This is a genomic window from Chlorobaculum thiosulfatiphilum (assembly GCF_006265165.1).
GTDB lineage: Bacteria > Bacteroidota > Chlorobiia > Chlorobiales > Chlorobiaceae > Chlorobaculum > Chlorobaculum thiosulfatiphilum.
Genome location: NZ_VDCH01000029.1, coordinates 1 through 17353 on the forward strand (window position 1 = coordinate 1; position 17353 = coordinate 17353).

Consider the following 17353-nt stretch of genomic DNA (forward strand, 5'->3'; position numbering starts at 1 on the left):
CAACCAGTTTTCCATTAAATTCGAAGGACGGCTTCCCGTTTGATTACGACCGTTTACACACTTAGTTGAACAGACCCGGAGATTCGTAAGAATGGGTAGCCGCGAGGGCTACCCCTACAGCAGGTTTTTGGTTTCGAGGATATTGGATCGCCGTTGCGATCACCTTGCCGGATTTTCGTCGTCTCGGTCCCAATTCCTGGGATTGTTTCTGATATAGGTTCTGATGTTGTCCAGATCACGTTCATTTCTGATGACCCGTTCAAAGTAGTTCCGCTGCCAGATTTTCCCGATCATATCCAAACCGTTCTCTTCTATGTAAACAAGAACATCGTGGACCAACATCGATTTGAACGCCCCAACCACCGCACCAAGTGTAGGGGTAGGCCTCGCGCCTACCCTCTTTTCGGCATCACACTGCTCCGATTGATCCTGTTCATTGATGACCACAATGCCATGCAGATGATTCGGCATAATCACATATTCATCCAACGACACCATCGGAAAACGCTCAGTCAACGTTCGCCAATTGCGATCCACAATTTCACCGATTGGCGTCAGTTCTAACAGGTGTGCAGTGTCGGGTTCGAGATTGGGAAACATTTCGGGAGACTGGGTAGCCGCGAGGGCCACCCCTACAGCAGGTACAAGTTTTGGCGGGTTTATCAATATCAGGTCGCCGTTGCGAGTACAAATCGTTACAGAATACGCACCGCCTTTTGAATAATCATATTCGGGCAACCGAATCGAACGTCGATGATGTTTTTGATGATAGTAGTTCATCGAGGATCATAACGGCGATGTTCAGCCGCGCCGGTCGCGACCCCGTGCTGCACGTGACGGCAAGCTCAGGCAGTCGGCTGGAACTGATGTTAGGCGGGCCCCGCAGCGGACGCCGACCCTGCCCACCCCACCAAGCCCCAAACCGGCCGTCGTGCGCCTGATCGCAACCTGCACGTGCCGCTTGCTGACCGACATCGTAAATCAGGTTGAGTCACTGTCTATCGAACTGTTAGAGTTCCACTAAGCGCATAAATAAAGAACCCGAAATCTCCAGCACTAACAGGCTTGACTTGGATCGTTACATCCCGCTTGGTGTATGCGCGGTTAATGTCGAAAACAAATTCATTATCGAGCTGCGTATTCCGGGTACTCGGTCGAAAATCCTGTGTGAGAGGCGCCCCGATGGACTTACCATCCGAGTCCTTGATTACGAATTCAAGAGTAGCAGGGTTATTAGACGTATCCGCATGATACTCGTAAGTGATCTTGATCTTCAATCGCTGAATGGTCTGGACGCCTTCGCCCAAATCAATGGCTTTATCTGCTATAGCCCCTGTACCGATGATAAATGTCTTGGCGTCTTGAGGTAGACCTGCCTGTGCTAGATGATCAGGAGATGCGAATACATGAAGTTTTCCCCCAAGTGCGAACGTGACTGGTACATCGCGCGGCGGTCTTTGTCCACAACCTGTTACCCAAAGACATAAGGCAAACCCAAGCATTAATACTGTTGCGATTCGAGAGAATTTCATGGTCTGCCTCCTTCGTGAATGTGGGTTATCTGAGACTTGAATTTTTAACGTTTACTTCTAAAGTAGTGCGTGATAAAGGGAAGCAGATATATTGCCCAGAGGAAGGGAACGATAGAGCCAATTGCTGAAGCTGACAAAGCAATTCCCCATTTGAGCGGATTCTGCTCCCAAGTGGATTCAGATACTGCTTGAATTATGTACGGTAACGCAATGTACAGCACGAATCCCTGAGGGAAAAACAACGTAAACAAAATAACAATGAGCCAAGCTACAAAGTTACCCCAATTCCGTACTTCCTCCCAGGTTTTTCTCAAGACAGCCAACACCTGTACAACGGCCGTCAAGATGGTTATTGCTATTGTCAGTTCATTCATCTATTATTACTCCGTTTTGCGATGCAATAGCGCGCGGGCAAGCATTTGGCCTAATGCGAGCTTCAACGGCGAGTCATGCCTTATCTTGCTGGTTAACCACGAGTACTGTATTTCTGGTCTAACAGTGTTTATATGGTTCCGTATAAGAAATCTGATTCTTGAGTCGTGTCAGCATAAGCCGCCAGCTATCGCCAGTCATAAAATCAGATAATACATTCTATTTTAAAGCCTTACATCCATCACCGAATTTTATGCTGGGGTATTATACGGATCAGCATAACACTCATCTGTTCAAACGCGACCGACCAATCAGCGTTTGTTCTCAAAAAAAGAATTTACCGCAAATCCACCGACAAAACCAACCCCCATCACTACCCCACCCTCACCGGCAATATCCCCCCGGAAATCATTCACCGCTTTCGGCACCGTGAACAAGCTCTGCGAGGCGCGGAAGGTGATTTTGTCGGGGCATCGCCAGCAGCAGCCTCGTTCTTAGCGTAACGCATCGTCACCGTCGGCAAGGGATCGTGGAGGTTCGAGATCAACAGCGAACTCTACGCAGGCCTGAATCAGCCCCCATAAAAACAAAAAGGCTGCCCAATCACTGAGCAGCCTTTAAAAGCTGAAATATAAAGCCGTTGCTTTTTACCCTGCCGCCTCCACAATCGCCATGAAGTCGTCCGCGCTGAGGCTCGCGCCGCCGATGAGGCCGCCGTCGATGTCCGGCATGGCGAACAGCTCTGCTGCGTTGGAGGGCTTGACGCTGCCGCCGTACTGGATTCTGAGGTGGCTCGCGGCTTGCTCTCCGTAGAGTTCGGCGACCTTGGCCCTGATCATCGCGTGAACATCCTGCGCCTGCTCTTTGGTGGCGGTTTTGCCGGTGCCGATGGCCCAGACCGGTTCGTAAGCGATGACAAGATTGGTAAGGTCGGCAACATCAGCCAGTCCCTCGACCACCTGAGCGGTGATGACTTCGCCAGTCACGCCGCGTTCGCGCTCGTCGAGCGTTTCGCCGACGCACATGATGACCGACAGACCCTCGGCAAGCGCCTTCTGCACCTTGCGATTGACGATCTGGCTGGTTTCGCCGAAATACTGACGGCGCTCCGAGTGGCCGATAATGACGTAGCCGCATCCGGCGGCGCAAAGCATCCGGGTGGAGACCTCGCCGGTAAACGCACCGTCGTTCTCGTAGTGGCAGTTCTGACCGGCCAGTTTGATGCCGCTCCATTCGATCACCTTGCCAACTTCGTACAATGCCGGAAATGCAGGCGCGATACCAACTTCGCAAGTCACGCCGTCACCGCCAACCTTCTCGGCAATCGCGGTTGCCAGATCGACAGACTCGGCGATGGTGTTATTCATCTTCCAGTTGCCAACCACAATTTTTCTGCGCATATCAGTAATCGGTTATGACTTCACTGTAAATTTTATCGATATCGGCCACCTTGAAAGTGTGCTTCCAGAAGCGGGAGTCCTTGAGTTCAATCTTGTCCTGATCGATTGCCGTGACGTAGCCGTGCCAGACACGCTGCTCGCGGGTAATCAGGTTGATCTCCTTGTCGAGCAGTTCGCGCGCTCCACCGATCTGCCGGTTTGTATAGATTATCTGTCGTTTGCCCATGGATATGGTGTTTGATTTGGCCCGCTATTTAACAAAAATATCGAGGATTTCATAATGCAACTCCCCTTTCGGCACGCTGATTCTGACCTTGTCGCCCACCGATTTGCCGATCAGCGAGCGTCCGACGGGAGAGCGCACGGAGATTTTGCCGAGGTCCATGTCGGCCTCCTCCGATGAAACCAGCGTGTACACGATGATCTCGTCATCAACTTGCAGGTTGCGCAGTTTGACCGAGGTGAGAATATAGACTTTGTCCGTCTTGATCTGCTTGGGGTCGAGAATGGTGGCCGATGCAAGCTTGTTTTCGAGGTCGGATATTTTCGCTTCGAGATGCGACTGCTCTTCGCGGGCGGCGTCATACTCGGCGTTTTCACTCAGGTCGCCATGCGAACGAGCCTCGGCGATCTTTTCGAGCACCTCCTTGCGGGTCTCGGCCGTCAACAGGTGAAGCTCCTCCTTGAGCCGGTTGTACCCATCCCGTGTCAGATAAATTCGGTCACTCATGTCTATTCATGGTTTTGGTTGGCGATGCTGAGGAGCGAATGATCACCAGACGTCACAGCAGCAATGGATCATTTGGCAAACAAAAAAAAGTAAAGTCAGCAGCCTGGCCGACTTTACTTCTTTTAGAGCAATTTAGGAAACTTTATCCTGTAGGCAAAGAGCATCAGAGATTAAACGCAAAATACCTCCCGCGCCATCCACGCTCGACGAGCAGGAAAAGCTGATCTCCATTTTTCGACCGGGATAATCCACCTCGCCCTTCACCGGGCGTCCGTTGCATTCGAATGACATTTCCACTCTTCAGCCGCGCCTTGGCCGCCGGAGTTGCCCGGAAATCGACAGGCAGCGGTCTTGAACATCGCCACGCTCTGCGCATAATCTTGACATCGAGCATTGAAATTCATCAGAGCGATTTCTCGATACTTTCGAGAGCGGTCAGTCCCGCCCTCATTTTGTTCATGGTCTCTTCGTATTCGAACTCTGGCGTCGAGTCGGCCACGATGCCGCCCGCCGCCTGGAAATAGATCACGCCGTCGCGGATCACCATCGTGCGGATGGCGATGGCCGTGTTGAGCTGGCCCCGGAAATCGAGGTAGCCCACCGCGCCGCCGTACAGGCCGCGCTTCTCCGTCTCCAGCTCGTAGATGATCTCCATCGCCCGCACCTTCGGCGCGCCGGTGAGCGTACCCGCCGGGAAACACGACCAGAAAGCGTCCATCGCGGTCAGGCCATCCTGCAACTCGCCCCGGACGTTGCTGACGATGTGCATGACGTGCGAGTACTTTTCGATCACCATCATCTCGTTGGTCTCGACCGTGCCGATTTTGGCGATGCGCCCGATGTCGTTGCGGCTCAGGTCGATGAGCATCAGGTGCTCGGCCCGCTCCTTCTCGTCAGAGATCAGCTCCTGGGCGTTGCGCTCGTCCTCGTCGAACGTCTCGCCGCGCCGTCGCGTTCCGGCGATGGGTCGGGTATCGACGATGCGGCGTCCGGCGTGGTCGCGCTCGACTTTGACCAGAAGTTCGGGCGAGGAGCCGACAACGTGGAAATCCTCGAAGTCGAAAAAGTAGAGATAGGGCGACGGATTGATCGTGCGGAGTACGCGATAGACGTCGAACGGGCGCGTGTGCAGCTTGCGCTTCAGGCGCTGCGAAATCTGCACCTGGAAGATGTCGCCGCTGAGGATGTACTCCTTGGCCTCGAGCACCTTGGCGTAGTACTCGTCACGCGTGGTGTTGGAGACGACCGGCTCCGGCTGCTCCGGCTGGAACGGCACGAGGGCGGGCACGAGCGGCTCCTGCAAGAGCGCCGCCAGCTCGTCGATCTTGCGTTCGGCGCGAGCGCGATCGGCGTCGTCGAGATAGTTGGCCACCAGAAAGAGCTTGCGCATCACGTTGTCGAAAATGACCAGCGTATCGCAGAAGAGCAGGCAGAGGTCGGGCATCTGCGCCGGGTCGGGCTTTTCGGGCGCGGGAATCTTTTCGATGAGATGCAGGGTATCGTAACCGAAGTAGCCGAACACGCCGGAGGTGCTCATCTGCTGCGACCCGCTCTTGCGGCGCGGCAGCTCTCCGGAGGTGAACATCGCCATGCAGCGATCCACGACGGCGCGAAGGTCGCGCTCTTTTTGAACAATGGGCGACAGCGTCGCGAAGCGCTCGTCGCGCACGTCGAGCGAAACCTCACCGCCGACCATGCCTTTCAGCACGGCCACCGGATCGACGGCGATATAGGAGTAACGGGCCATGCGCTCCTCCCCCTCGACCGATTCGAGCAGGCAGGAGTAGGGGCGCTGGAGTTTGAGATACACCGATACCGGAGTTTCCGTATCGGCCTGGAAGGTTCTGACCAGGGGGGTCAGGCGAAAAGATGGCTCCTCGGCAAGGTCTGCCGAATGCTCCGAAAAAGATCTGATCATGAACTTATTGAATGCTACAGATAAAGTAAAAAAATCATATGACGGAAGCCTCGCTGATTCTATATTGAATGCTGTGACTACTGCAACGTATTCAGGCTACCGGCAATCATCATAAAGAGCGATGACTATTAAACTGGTTCTCGAAAAAGTAAAAAAGAAGTTGTCGCCATGAAACAGGAACGCGGTTCCGCCCTGAAATGGTTCACCGCATTCATACTCTCACCGGGCATGATTTTCGCCTCGACCTACCTTGTGGTTTGGCTGGCGATGAATCTCTACCTCGACCACACGATCAAGGGCCATCTGGAGCGGGTTTTCATCTCCGAAGCCGGTCAGCGATTCCAGATCGACATCGGCTCGCTGCGGTCCGGGGCCGACCTGAACTCGCTGATGCTCAAAAAGCTGGAACTCACCCCGATCGGCGGCACTGAAAACCATGGGACAAAGCCGTCGCCCCTCGAAATCGCGGAACTTCGGATCGAGTGCCCCGACCTCAGCTTCTTCCCGTTCAGACCGGCAGACGAAATCCCCGCCCTGCGCAAGGTCTGCCACGCCATCCTTTCAAACAGCGGTCAGTGAACCACCAGCCCCATGCGATTCCAGCGAATGGAGGCGATCTTTTCAACCGGATCGAACACGATCGGCAGATCGGGATCCCATGACCAATAGACCATCATCGCCTGGCCCACCATGTCGCTTTCCGGCAGAAAACCCCAGTAACGGCTGTCGAGGCTGTTGTCGCGGTTATCGCCCATCGCGAAATAGTAGTTGCGGCTGACCGTATAACGACCCATTGCCTGCCCGTCAACAAACACCTGATCACCGACGAGACTGACCGTGTGCCCCTCGTAGGCGATCAGGTCGCGATAGAGCGGAAGCGTTTTGGCCGAAAGCGTAACCTCGTCGCCTTCACGCGGAATATGGATCGGGCCGTAATTGTCCTTGTTATAATCGGACATGCTCGGGAAAATCTGGAACTCCGGTACGCCGGGCGGCATCCGGGCGCCGATGAACTGCGCATGGGGCGGCAGCGCAAAAAGCTTGTCGTTGATGAATACCTGCTGGTTGCGGATTTCGAGCTTGTCTCCCGGCAGGGCGATGCAGCGCTTGATGTAGTTCAGGCTGCGGTCGCGGGGAAACTTGAAGACGATGATGTCGCCTCTTTCGACATTGTGGAGCTTCGGCAACCGGATATCGGTGAACGGCACCCTGGCCCCGTAAACGAACTTGTTGACAAAGAGAAAATCGCCGGCAAGCAGCGTTTTTTCCATCGATCCGGTCGGAATCCGGTACGATTCGACAACGAAAAGCCGGAGAATCGTCGCCACGACGGCGGCGATGACGAGGGCCTCGAACCATTCGCGCGACTGCGTCTTGCCGTTTTTTCCTTTTGGGGTTGTGTTCTGTTTTTTCACGCTTTACCTCTTTTGAATGCGTTGCCGCAATTGCCAAACCGCACGGCTTTTCAGACGCCGGGCAATGCGGTTTTCCAGCGCAACCGCGCCGATTTTTCTGGCCGCTACTGTTATTCGTCGATGTTCAGCACGGCGAGGAACGCCTCCTGCGGAATCTCGACGCGACCGACCTGCTTCATGCGCTTCTTGCCCTCTTTCTGCTTTTCGAGCAGCTTGCGCTTACGGCTGATGTCGCCGCCGTAGCACTTGGCGAGCACGTTCTTGCGCATCGCCGAAATGCTCTCGCGCGCGATGACGCGGCTGCCGATGGCCGCCTGGATCGCCACTTCGTACATCTGGCGGGGAATGATGCTCTTGAGTTTCTGGCAGAGCTTGCGGCCCCACTCGTAGGCCTTCGAGCGGTGCACGATCGAGGACAAGGCATCGACCGGCTCGCCGTTGAGCAGCACGTCGAGCTTGACCAGGTCGGAACGGCGATAGCCGATATAGTCGTAATCCATCGAAGCGTAACCTTTCGAGATCGACTTGAGCTTGTCGTGGAAATCGAACACCACCTCGCCCAGCGGAAACTCGAAGTGCAGGTTCACCCTCGACGTATCGAGATAGTCGGTGTTCTTGTACTCGCCGCGGCGATCCATGCCGAGCTTCATGATGTTGCCGATGTATTCCGACTTGGTGATGATCTGCATCGAAACATACGGCTCCTCAATCCAGTTGATTTTGGTCGTCTCGGGCATCTGCGAGGGGTTGTCCACCTCGACCGTCTCGCCGGTGGTCATGATGACGCGGTACTCGACGTTGGGCACCGTGGTGATGATGTTGACGCCGTACTCGCGCTCCAGCCGCTCCTGGATGATCTCCATGTGCAACAGGCCGAGGAAGCCGCAGCGGAAACCGAAGCCGAGCGCCGCCGAGGTCTCCGGCGTATAAACCAGCGAGGCGTCGTTGAGCGAGAGCTTTTCGAGCGACTCGCGCAAGTCCTCGAACTCATTCGACTCGACCGGATAGAGGCCGCTGAACACCATCGGCTTGACATCCTTGTAACCGGCGAGCCGCTCCGAGGCGGGATTGTCGAGCAGCGTCACGGTGTCGCCAACCTTGGCATCCTTGACATCCTTGATCGAGCAGATCAGGTAGCCCACGTTGCCCGCTTCGAGCGTATCCGCCGAATTGCGCTTGAGGCTCATGGTGCCGATTTCATCGGCCATGAAAATCTTGTCGTTGGCGAAAAAGCGCACCCGGTCGCCTTTGCGAAGTACGCCATCGACGATCCTGACGTAGGCGATCGCACCGCGATAGGCGTCGAACACCGAGTCGAAGATGAGCGCCCGAAGCGGCATCTGGCGGTTGTCCGCCGGAGCGGGTACGCGCGCCACGATCGCCTCCATCAGCTCGTCCACGCCGATGCCCGCCTTGGCCGACACCTGGAGAATTTCATCGCGATTGACGCCGATCAGATCGATGATCTGCTGCGCCACTCCCTCGACATCCGACGAGGGCAAGTCGATCTTGTTGATGACCGGAATGATTTCGAGACCCGCTTCGATGGCCAGGTACAGGTTCGCGATGGTCTGCGCCTCGACGCCCTGGGTGGCATCGACGACGAGCAGCGCGCCCTCGCAGGCGGCCAGCGAGCGCGAGACCTCGTAGCTGAAATCGACGTGGCCGGGCGTGTCGATGAGGTTGAGAATGTAGTCCTGGCCATCCTTCGCCTTGTAGCGCATCTGCACCGCGTGGCTTTTGATGGTGATGCCGCGCTCGCGCTCGAGATCCATGTCGTCGAGCACCTGGGCGGTGGACATCTGATTGCGTTCAAGGGTATGGGTCACTTCGAGAAGCCGGTCGGCGAGCGTCGATTTACCATGGTCGATATGGGCGATAATGCAGAAGTTTCTGATCATGCCGACTTCTGTTCCTGACGGAGGCATAAGTATATGTCCTGACAAGTGATAGTGGTTGCAAAACGGCCCGGTCGCAAAGCTGCCCGACCTGAATTATCAAATCGATGAATATACGAACAAAATCGTGACGTACCGCCCGGCAGCGCTCATAAAAAGCGAAGCGTCTCGTCTCCGGCGCGAAGACCTCTGGCGAACGATTCGCCGTCCATCGCCTTTTTGCCTTCGGCCTGTACGCTGAGCAGTTCGAGCCATCCGTCCGAACCGGCAACCAGCAACCGCCCGTCCACGATGCGGAGCGTACCCGGCCCGTCCGGCGCGGTTTCGATGGCGGATGGTTTCGCCTTGTAGATTTTCAGACTTTTGCCGCCGAAGGTCGTCCAGGCGGTGGGCTTCAGCGAGAGGCCGCGGATGAAGTCGTGCAGGCGCTGCGCCGGTTGGTTCCAGTCTATGCGGGTGTTTTCGCGAGTCAGCTTCGGCGCTTTGGTGGCGAGTCGCTCATCCTGCTTTTGCGGCGTCACCGCGCCGTCGGCGATCATCGTGAGCGTGCGCTCCACCGTGCCCGCGCCGATCTCCGACAGACGCGAAAGCAGCTCGAAGGCATTCTCGTCCGGAGCGATTGGCGTGCGATCCATCGTGATGATGTTGCCGGTATCGACCGACTTCCGGAGGAAAAAGGTGGTCACGCCGGTCTCGGCGTCACCCTCGATGATCGACCAGTTGACCGGCGCGGCTCCGCGATACGCGGGAAGCAGCGAGCCGTGCAGGTTGAACGCGCCCAGCGGCGGCAGCTCGAACACCTCCGGCGGCAGGATGCGGAAAGCCGCCACCACGATCACGTCGGGCCGGGCGGCGGCGACTCGCGCGGCAAAGTCGTGGCTGCGAACATCGTCCGACTCCAGCACCGGCAGCCCCAGTTCGAGCGCCGCCTGCTTGACCGGCGTCGGCTCCGGCGGCGAGTTCTTGCTGCGGCGCGGCTTGTCGCTGCCGGTGACGACCAGCACCGTCTCGAAGCGCGGCGTCATGGCGGCGACGCGGCGGAGCGACGGGACGGCAAACTCCGGCGTCCCCATGAAGACAACTCTCAACCCCACCGTTCAGGCCTCCGCTTCGACACGGCTGGCGTCGCGGGCCAGCGGATAATCGGCCTTCACCCGGCCCTCGGCGATGGCGTCCAGCTCCTTCTGGATTTTGCGGCGGTCGCGCTTGTCCATGCGATCGACGAAGAGCTTGCCGTCGAGATGGTCGATCTCGTGCAGAAGCACACGGGCCATCATACCGTGAAAATCGGCGGTATGCTCCTCGAACTTTTCGTCGCGGTAGTGCAGGGTTATGGCCGACGGGCGGACGACGTCACCGGCGACGCCAGGCAGGCTGAGGCACCCCTCCTCCATCAAGTTGCGGCCCCGCACAGAGACGATGCGGGGATTGATCACCACCATCGGCCTGAAATCGGCATACTCCCTGATCGTGGAAATATCCACCACGACCAGGCGCAGCGACTGCCCCACCTGCGGCGCGGCAAGCCCGATACCCGGCGCTTTGTACATGGTGTCGAACATCTCGGCGATCAGCTCCTCGATTGCTGAATCGATCCCCTTCAAAGGCTTGGCCTTCAAGGTGAGCACCTCATCGCTATACGTATTGATCGGTAATATCATTGCACTTCTCTGTCCTGAATTGCGCTGACGACCTGAAGCGCCAGCCCTGCTGATACGGAAGCGGACAAAACCAGTCCGCATTCAAGAAACCCTTTGGAACTCCTGATAGTTGCCCCGTCAGCAAGCTTGAAAAAAGTCCAATGTACGATTTTCAACCCTTTTTCCGTACGCATCGCTCGAACCGCGCCCGTTCAGCATCGACAGGGAATTCAGGGGAAAAAACGGTACATTGCAGCAATTGAAAAGCAAGCAACAGCCAATCGCAAGAGCAACGAAGAAACGGTGAGCAACAAAGGCGGCGACACAACGGCAAAGGTCGAAAGCCTCTTCAAAACATTCATGAAAGAGGAGCGACTCCGGTGCACCCGGGAGCGCCTGAGTGTGCTCAGGGAAATTTACCGTTCCAACACCCATCTCGACGCCGACGAGCTGTTCGTGCGGCTGCGCGAAAAGGGAGTCGCCATTTCACGCGCCACGGTCTATCACACCCTCGATTTGCTTTTCAGATACAACCTCGTCACCAAAATCGACCTCGGCCACAAGCACACCCACTACGAAAAATCGTGGGGCGTGGCCAATCACCTGCACATCATCTGCCTGAAGTGCGGCAAAGTATCGGAGGCCACGAGCAGCGAACTGGGCGGGATGATGGAAAAGCTCTGCCGGGAACACGGCTACTCGCTCGGCAGCTTCAGCCTGCAACTCTTTGGCGAGTGCATCGACAAGGAGGCCTGCGCCCGGCAGGTCAAGGAGAAGTGCAAAGAGAACGCCTGAAAATCCCCGAACCCATGCCCTGGCTCTACCTGATCCTGGCCATTGTCGCCGAAGTCTTTGGCACCACCAGCATGAAGCTCTCGGCGGGCTTTTCGAAACCACTGCCATCGGTTTTGATTTTCGTTTTTTACGGCCTGAGTCTTACCTTCCTCACGCTGGCGCTCAAAACGCTGCCGGTCGGCATGTCCTACGCCATCTGGTCGGCGCTCGGCACGGCGCTCATCACGGCAATCGGCGTGCTCTGGTTCGGAGAGGGAATGAACGCGCTCAAGGTGATCTCCCTGCTTCTCATCATCGCGGGCATCGCCGGATTGCATTTCAGTCAGGAACACATGAAGTAAGGCCAAAAGGCATGAGTCATCAACATCCGGTTTACCGGCGCATCGTCGTCAAGGTCGGCACCAACGTCATCACGGGCCGCGACGGCAAGCTCGATCCGGCGATTCTCGACAGCCTGACCGCGCAGATCGCCTCGCTGATGCAGGGCGGCGTCGAGGTCATTCTCGTCACCTCCGGCGCGGTCGGCGCGGGGCGCGGCATGGTGTCGCTCTCCGGAAATCTCACGCCGGTCGAGACGCGCCAGGTGCTGGCCGCCACCGGGCAGATCCGGCTCATCAACGCCTACAACAGCCGCTTCGAAAAGCACGGAATGCTCGGCGCGCAGCTTCTCGTCACCAAGGGCGACTTCCGCGACCGGCAGCACTACCTCAACATGCGCACCTGCTTCGAGGCGTTGCTCGCGCAGAAGATTGTGCCCATCGTCAACGAGAACGACGCCGTGTCGGTCACCGAGCTGATGTTCACCGACAACGACGAACTCTCCGGCCTCATCGCCTCGATGTTGCAGGTTGACGCGCACATCATTCTCTCGAACGTCGATGGCCTGTTCGACACGCAGACGGAGGGCAACCCGGTGATCGAGGAGATCGACCCCGGCTCGAAGAACTTCAGCCAGTACATCCGCCCCGGCAAATCGGAGTTCGGGCGCGGCGGAATGCTCACCAAGTGCACCATTGCGCACAAACTCTCGCGCCTCGGCATCACCGTGCACATCGCCAACGGCACCACCCCCGGCATTTTGCAGACCATCGCGCACGGCGAAAGAACCGGCACGAAGTTCATCGCCCAAAAACCGGAGCACAGCCGCAAGCGCTGGATCGCCCTCAGCGAAGGACTTGAGAAGGGAGCCGTCATCATCAACCAGGGCGCCATCGACGCCCTCACCTCCGGCGAGCGGGCCACGAGCCTTTTGCCTGTAGGCATCACCGGTGTCGAAGGCTCGTTCCTGCGCGGCGACGTCATCCGCATCTGCTCGGAAGACGGCAAAGTCATCGGCTACGGCATGGCCTCCTGCACCGCCGAAAAAGCAAGATCATCAATGGGCCAAAAAGGCCACAGACCGGTGATTCACTACGACCATTTGTATATCGTGCCGTAAGAACCCTGGGAGCGCCGATCGCCTGCACGGCATCTTCTGATTCCAGAAAAAACTTCTGTAGGGGCAGTCCCTCACGGCTGCCCTCTTCCCAACCCCCGCAATCTCCCCCAACCCGTTGTCCGCGCAGTATTTCCGCATTATCTTAACACCAATAAGGTTTTGCTGTTTTAACCTCAATTCCTCTCCTCATGAAAACAGAAGTAAAAATCGCGATCATCGGCGGAATCGTAACGATCATTGGCGCGATCATCACCGGCTTTTTCGGCTGGCTGACTCCAAACAGGCCGGAACCGCAATCCGTTAAGCCAGACGTAACAGCTCCTGCAACACAGCCAACCTCAAAGCCTGCTAACCCGCCGTCACAAACTGTTGAAAAAACTGAAGGAAACGTCACTATCATTAACGGTGACAATAATATCCATGCGGGAAAAAACGTCACGATTCACGGCGAAAAGAGATGAGAAAACCGATCAAAACTGGCGTTCTTGTCGGAACAATAACACTCATGTCCGCGATGACATCCGCCCTGAATGCCGCTTCGACGACTACAACAGCCATCCATGGCAATCAAAACATCGTTGCTGGTGGTAATGTTACAGTGTATCGCGGATTGAGCGTAAAACAACTTGACGAATACAGAAAACTCATTCTGCGACAGGACTGGGAGGCGACCAAAGAGAATCCCGCGTTCAGGAAGCTGGTTCGCGCCGCTCACGGCGGCAAGGATGTGGAGCAGCTCAACGCTTACAGCCGGGCGAAATTCTGGGAAGACCTCTCAAACTTTCTCGACAAGGTGGTGCAGGCAGAAATCGACTTGCAAAAATTGTGGCAACAGGGCAACGTCGGCGAAGAACTTAAAGCCATGATTCCCAAAATCGAAGTCGCAAGAAACGACTTCAACTACGACGAAGTCAATCGTTTATTGAGCGAGTTCCGAGATAAACATATGAATTTGAGGCAGGACCTCGCGAAAGTTGATTATCTGCAAGGGCAAAATTACGAACTGCAAATCAACTATACCAAAGCTGAACGCTATTACAGTAAAGCCGCGGCCATCGAAGACGAGAATCCGTTCTATCTCAATGCCCATGCCGGGATACTCTGGAAAATGGGGCGATACCCTGAAGCTGAACTGTTACTCCGACAATCTCTGGCTATCGATGAAAAAGCTCTCAGCCCAGAGCATCCTAATGTTGCCATTCGTCTGAACAATCTGGCGCTTTTGCTCTCTGAGCAGGGCAACTACGACGACGCTGAACCGCTGTGCCGACGCTCCGTCGCTATCGGCGAAAAAGCGCTCGGCCCCAATCATCCTGACGTGGCCACATGGCTAAACAATCTGGCGCTTTTGCTGAAAACGCAGGGCAAGTACGACGAAGCTGAACCGCTTTATCGGCGCGCTCTCGCTATCGATGAGAAAGCTCTCGGCCCAAACCACCCCGGAGTAGCAAGCGACTTGAATAATCTGGCGAGTTTACTGCATGATCAGGGCAAGTACACCGACGCTGAACCGCTCTACCGTCGCGCTCTCGCTATCGGCGAAAAGACGCTTGGCCCCAATCATCCTAACGTTGCTTCAAGCCTGAACAATCTGGCGAATTTACGTTATGATCAGGGCAAGTATGACGACGTTGAGCCTCTCATCCGACGCGCTCTGGCTATCGATGAAAAAACGCTTGGGCCGAACCATCCAACCACAATAAAAATCCGAAACAACCTGAACGCTTTGCTTGAAAAGAAAAAAGCCGCGAAGTAACCCTCACGCTCGTCCACCCGCGTGCAGCCGCACCCACGCGGCAAACCGATCCATCCAGCCTTGCAGAAAATCGCGGCTTTTCGGGCCGATGTTGCCCTCCTCGTCGAACAGTCCCTCGTAATAGCCGATGAAGGCCTCGGGCTGGCCGAGCGTCGGTACATCGAGCACGGCGAGGATGTTGCGCAGGTGCTGCTGGGCCATCGCCGTGCCGCACGCGCCAGACGAGAGGCCGATGATTCCGGCAGGCTTGCCCTCCCAGGAGTTGTGGCCGTATGGCCGTGATCCGTGATCGAGGGCGTTTTTTAGTGCACCGGAAATCGAGCGATTGTATTCGGGCGTGACGATCATCACGCCACTGGAACCGGCAATCTCTCGCCTCAACCGTTGCATCGCTTCGGTCGGATGCTCTTCGTCGTCATGGTTGTAAAGCGGCAGGTCGTCAATGCGAAGGTCATGAAACGAAAAATCGGCAGGCGCGAGCCTGACAAGCGCGTCGGCAAGCCTCCGGTTCAGCGACTCCTTCCTGATGCTGCCGACAACCACGGCGATACGATAGGTGTTCATTGCGTGATGGGATAGAGTTTTTCGATACTTAGCCCGAACGTCCCACGCCTACATTTGGTTTCAATACAAGGCAACGATCACTCGCCGTGGACAGCTCATGAACAGCCGCCTCACGGCTTTTCCAGCATCCGATTGAAGATCGGCCTTCCCGATTCTATATTTCTCATTATCGAAAAGCTTCCGACGACAAACTCAAATCCCGCAAGCCATGAACGAAACCATAGCGACAATCCTCAAACGCCGCAGCGTGCGCGCCTACCGTCCCGATCCGATCGAAAAGAGCGATCTCGACCTGATGCTCGAAGCCGCACGTCACGCGCCCAGCGCCATGAACCAGCAGCCGTGGCACTTCACGGTCATCCGCAATCCGGAGCTGCTCGGCAAGCTCGAAGAGCACTGCAAAAGCGCGTTCCTTGAATCGAAGGTCGAGGCGCTGCGGGAGATCGCAAAACAGGAGGGGTTCAGCGTCTTTTACCACGCTCCGATGCTCGTCATCATCTCTGGCGACCCCTCGGCGCTGGCCGCGCAGTACGACTGCACACTCGCGACGGAGAACATGCTGCTCGCCGCAACGTCGCTCGGCATCGGCAGTTGCTGGATGAATGCCGTCATGATGCTCCACGCCACCGAAAAAGGCAAGGCGATTTTCCGGGAACTTGGCATCGCCTTCCCGGAAGGCCACCAGACCTACGCGGCGGCGGCTTTCGGTTATCCGGCGGAACCCTGGCCCGAAACTCCACCGAAAAATGCCGACTGCGTCACCATCATGGAGTGAGCGCCTGAAAAGCACCCCTGTTACCTTTTTATTGACCTGAAGAATCTCTAACTTTTTGATGTATTACCGAACGCGCTGACACTGAAACGATTTCAATCCGCAAACAGGAGTTGACATGAAAAGAACCATTTTTTCCTCCACGCTGGCGTTCTTGTTCCTGCTCTGTCATTCGATCAGCTTCGCTGCTCTCAACCAGATGACCGGCAACTGGAAAAACACCGACCCGAACACGCGGGGCATCACAACCCTCGTCATCGACGGCAACGCCAACAACCTGAGCATGCACGCCTGGGGCAAGTGCCATCCGCAGGATTGCGACTGGGGCGAAGTCGATGCGTACGCCTACGCGTCGAACGTTTCCGCTCCGGTCAATCCCACGGCGCAGGCGGTTTCAGCCGTATTCAGCACCGCCTTCAGCCAGACGCTCGTCATCGTCAAGCCCGCCGGAAACAACATGATTCGCGCCGAGGTGTTTACCCGCTTCACGGACCGCAGCAACCGCAGCGACTACAAAGAGACCTACACCTTCAGGCGGCAGCTTCGCCTGATGCCGATGCGGCCTGTGCCCGGCCCGATGCCCATGCCTGGCCCGATGCTCCGTGAAGACTGCCTCTCGTTCAATCCGGCCAGCACGACCGTCAGAAACATTAACGGAAACTGGACGATTGCTGACGGCAATCATCTGCTTTTCAGCTTCGGAGACAAACGAGTCGAGGCTCTGAATGCGCTGAAGGTCATCAAATATTACCGGATGGACAGCTCCTGCTTCGTTGGCCGCCCCGATCCGAGCTTCCGCTACCTGCTGGTGAACGGCAACGCTCCTCAGGGAAGCATGCCTGGCGAGGATTGCGTGAGCTTCAACCCCAACACCATCGAGGTCAAAAACATTGGCGGACGCTGGAAGATCGTCGATGGCAGCCACTGGATTTTCGATTTCGGCGACAAGGAGAGCGAAGCGAGAACGGCATTTACCATCATCAGGAAATATGGCTTCACCCGCTCCTGCTTTGTGGGCCGTCCAAACCCGAGCTTTAATTACCTGAGAAAGTAAACCGCTCAGGCATTGCCCGATCCAAACCCCCGGCCTCCCCACATTGAAGCCGGGGGTTTGCCGTTCAAA

At 56.4% G+C, this 17353-nt stretch carries 20 protein-coding genes; 8 read left to right on the forward strand and 12 right to left on the reverse strand.

The annotated features are described in order from the left end of the window. Positions 1-159: 159 nt before the first annotated feature. From FGF66_RS10660 to trpE, 7 genes are all read right to left on the reverse strand, one after another. Positions 160-780, reverse strand: a complete 621-nt coding sequence (locus tag FGF66_RS10660) for a transposase (RefSeq protein WP_139457625.1) — start codon at positions 778-780, stop codon at positions 160-162. 218 nt (positions 781-998) lie between these two features. Next, entirely contained in the window at positions 999-1532 is a 534-nt protein-coding gene (locus FGF66_RS10665; RefSeq protein ID WP_139457626.1) for a hypothetical protein, read from the reverse strand. A gap of 44 nt (positions 1533-1576) precedes the next feature. Beyond that, positions 1577-1906: a hypothetical protein gene (locus FGF66_RS10670; protein ID WP_139457627.1), complete on the reverse strand. Its 330-nt coding sequence runs from the start codon at positions 1904-1906 to the stop codon at positions 1577-1579. Between the two features lie 645 nt (positions 1907-2551). Then, a complete protein-coding gene (tpiA, locus tag FGF66_RS10675) occupies positions 2552-3304 on the reverse strand; it encodes a triose-phosphate isomerase (RefSeq protein WP_139457628.1) in 753 nt (250 codons plus the stop codon). 1 nt (position 3305) lies between these two features. Further along, complete coding sequence (locus FGF66_RS10680) at positions 3306-3530, reverse strand: hypothetical protein (RefSeq protein ID WP_129050532.1); 225 nt, start codon at positions 3528-3530, stop codon at positions 3306-3308. A gap of 24 nt (positions 3531-3554) precedes the next feature. Continuing rightward, on the reverse strand, positions 3555-4034 hold the full coding sequence (gene greA / locus FGF66_RS10685; RefSeq protein ID WP_139457629.1) for a transcription elongation factor GreA: 480 nt from the start codon (positions 4032-4034) through the stop codon (positions 3555-3557). Between the two features lie 403 nt (positions 4035-4437). Further along, complete coding sequence (trpE, locus tag FGF66_RS10690) at positions 4438-5952, reverse strand: anthranilate synthase component I (protein ID WP_139457630.1); 1515 nt, start codon at positions 5950-5952, stop codon at positions 4438-4440. Between the two features lie 168 nt (positions 5953-6120). On the opposite strand from trpE, the gene FGF66_RS10695 reads away from it, so the two are divergent. Continuing rightward, positions 6121-6531 (forward strand): hypothetical protein, encoded by a 411-nt coding sequence (locus FGF66_RS10695; protein WP_139457631.1) that lies wholly within the window; start codon positions 6121-6123, stop codon positions 6529-6531. Here the strand turns inward: FGF66_RS10695 and lepB are convergent. From lepB to def, 4 genes are all read right to left on the reverse strand, one after another. Continuing rightward, on the reverse strand, positions 6525-7367 hold the full coding sequence (lepB, locus tag FGF66_RS10700; protein ID WP_139457632.1) for a signal peptidase I: 843 nt from the start codon (positions 7365-7367) through the stop codon (positions 6525-6527). The two genes, FGF66_RS10695 and lepB, sit on opposite strands and share 7 nt — an antisense overlap. Positions 7368-7477: 110 nt before the next feature. Next, a complete protein-coding gene (gene lepA / locus FGF66_RS10705; protein WP_139457647.1) occupies positions 7478-9295 on the reverse strand; it encodes a translation elongation factor 4 in 1818 nt (605 codons plus the stop codon). A gap of 119 nt (positions 9296-9414) precedes the next feature. Continuing rightward, a complete protein-coding gene (gene fmt / locus FGF66_RS10710; protein WP_246046671.1) occupies positions 9415-10353 on the reverse strand; it encodes a methionyl-tRNA formyltransferase in 939 nt (312 codons plus the stop codon). A 9-nt stretch (positions 10354-10362) separates the two neighbouring features. After that, the gene (gene def / locus FGF66_RS10715) at positions 10363-10926 is read right to left on the reverse strand and encodes a peptide deformylase (RefSeq protein WP_139457634.1); all 564 of its coding nucleotides are present in this window, start codon (positions 10924-10926) and stop codon (positions 10363-10365) included. A gap of 339 nt (positions 10927-11265) precedes the next feature. On the opposite strand from def, the gene FGF66_RS10720 reads away from it, so the two are divergent. The 5 genes from FGF66_RS10720 to FGF66_RS10740 all read left to right on the forward strand — a co-directional run bounded on the left by FGF66_RS10720 (position 11266) and on the right by FGF66_RS10740 (position 14894). Continuing rightward, entirely contained in the window at positions 11266-11700 is a 435-nt protein-coding gene (locus FGF66_RS10720) for a Fur family transcriptional regulator (protein WP_139457648.1), read from the forward strand. Between the two features lie 14 nt (positions 11701-11714). Further along, positions 11715-12041, forward strand: a complete 327-nt coding sequence (locus FGF66_RS10725; protein ID WP_139457649.1) for a DMT family transporter — start codon at positions 11715-11717, stop codon at positions 12039-12041. Positions 12042-12052: 11 nt separating this feature from the next. Further along, positions 12053-13138, forward strand: a complete 1086-nt coding sequence (proB, locus tag FGF66_RS10730) for a glutamate 5-kinase (RefSeq protein ID WP_139457635.1) — start codon at positions 12053-12055, stop codon at positions 13136-13138. A 188-nt stretch (positions 13139-13326) separates the two neighbouring features. Further along, positions 13327-13599, forward strand: coding sequence for a hypothetical protein (locus FGF66_RS12690; RefSeq protein WP_170181333.1), 273 nt, complete (start codon positions 13327-13329; stop codon positions 13597-13599). A gap of 44 nt (positions 13600-13643) precedes the next feature. Then, positions 13644-14894, forward strand: coding sequence for a tetratricopeptide repeat protein (locus FGF66_RS10740; RefSeq protein ID WP_246046670.1), 1251 nt, complete (start codon positions 13644-13646; stop codon positions 14892-14894). Positions 14895-14897: 3 nt separating this feature from the next. On the opposite strand, the gene FGF66_RS10745 is transcribed toward FGF66_RS10740, so the two are convergent. Then, positions 14898-15458: an NADPH-dependent FMN reductase gene (locus FGF66_RS10745; RefSeq protein WP_139457637.1), complete on the reverse strand. Its 561-nt coding sequence runs from the start codon at positions 15456-15458 to the stop codon at positions 14898-14900. A gap of 208 nt (positions 15459-15666) precedes the next feature. On the opposite strand from FGF66_RS10745, the gene FGF66_RS10750 reads away from it, so the two are divergent. Then, positions 15667-16233: a nitroreductase family protein gene (locus FGF66_RS10750; RefSeq protein ID WP_139457638.1), complete on the forward strand. Its 567-nt coding sequence runs from the start codon at positions 15667-15669 to the stop codon at positions 16231-16233. A 115-nt stretch (positions 16234-16348) separates the two neighbouring features. Next, positions 16349-17284 carry a hypothetical protein gene (locus tag FGF66_RS10755; protein WP_139457639.1) on the forward strand — a complete coding sequence of 312 codons (936 nt, stop codon included), beginning with the start codon at positions 16349-16351 and terminating at the stop codon, positions 17282-17284. Positions 17285-17353: the final 69 nt, after the last annotated feature.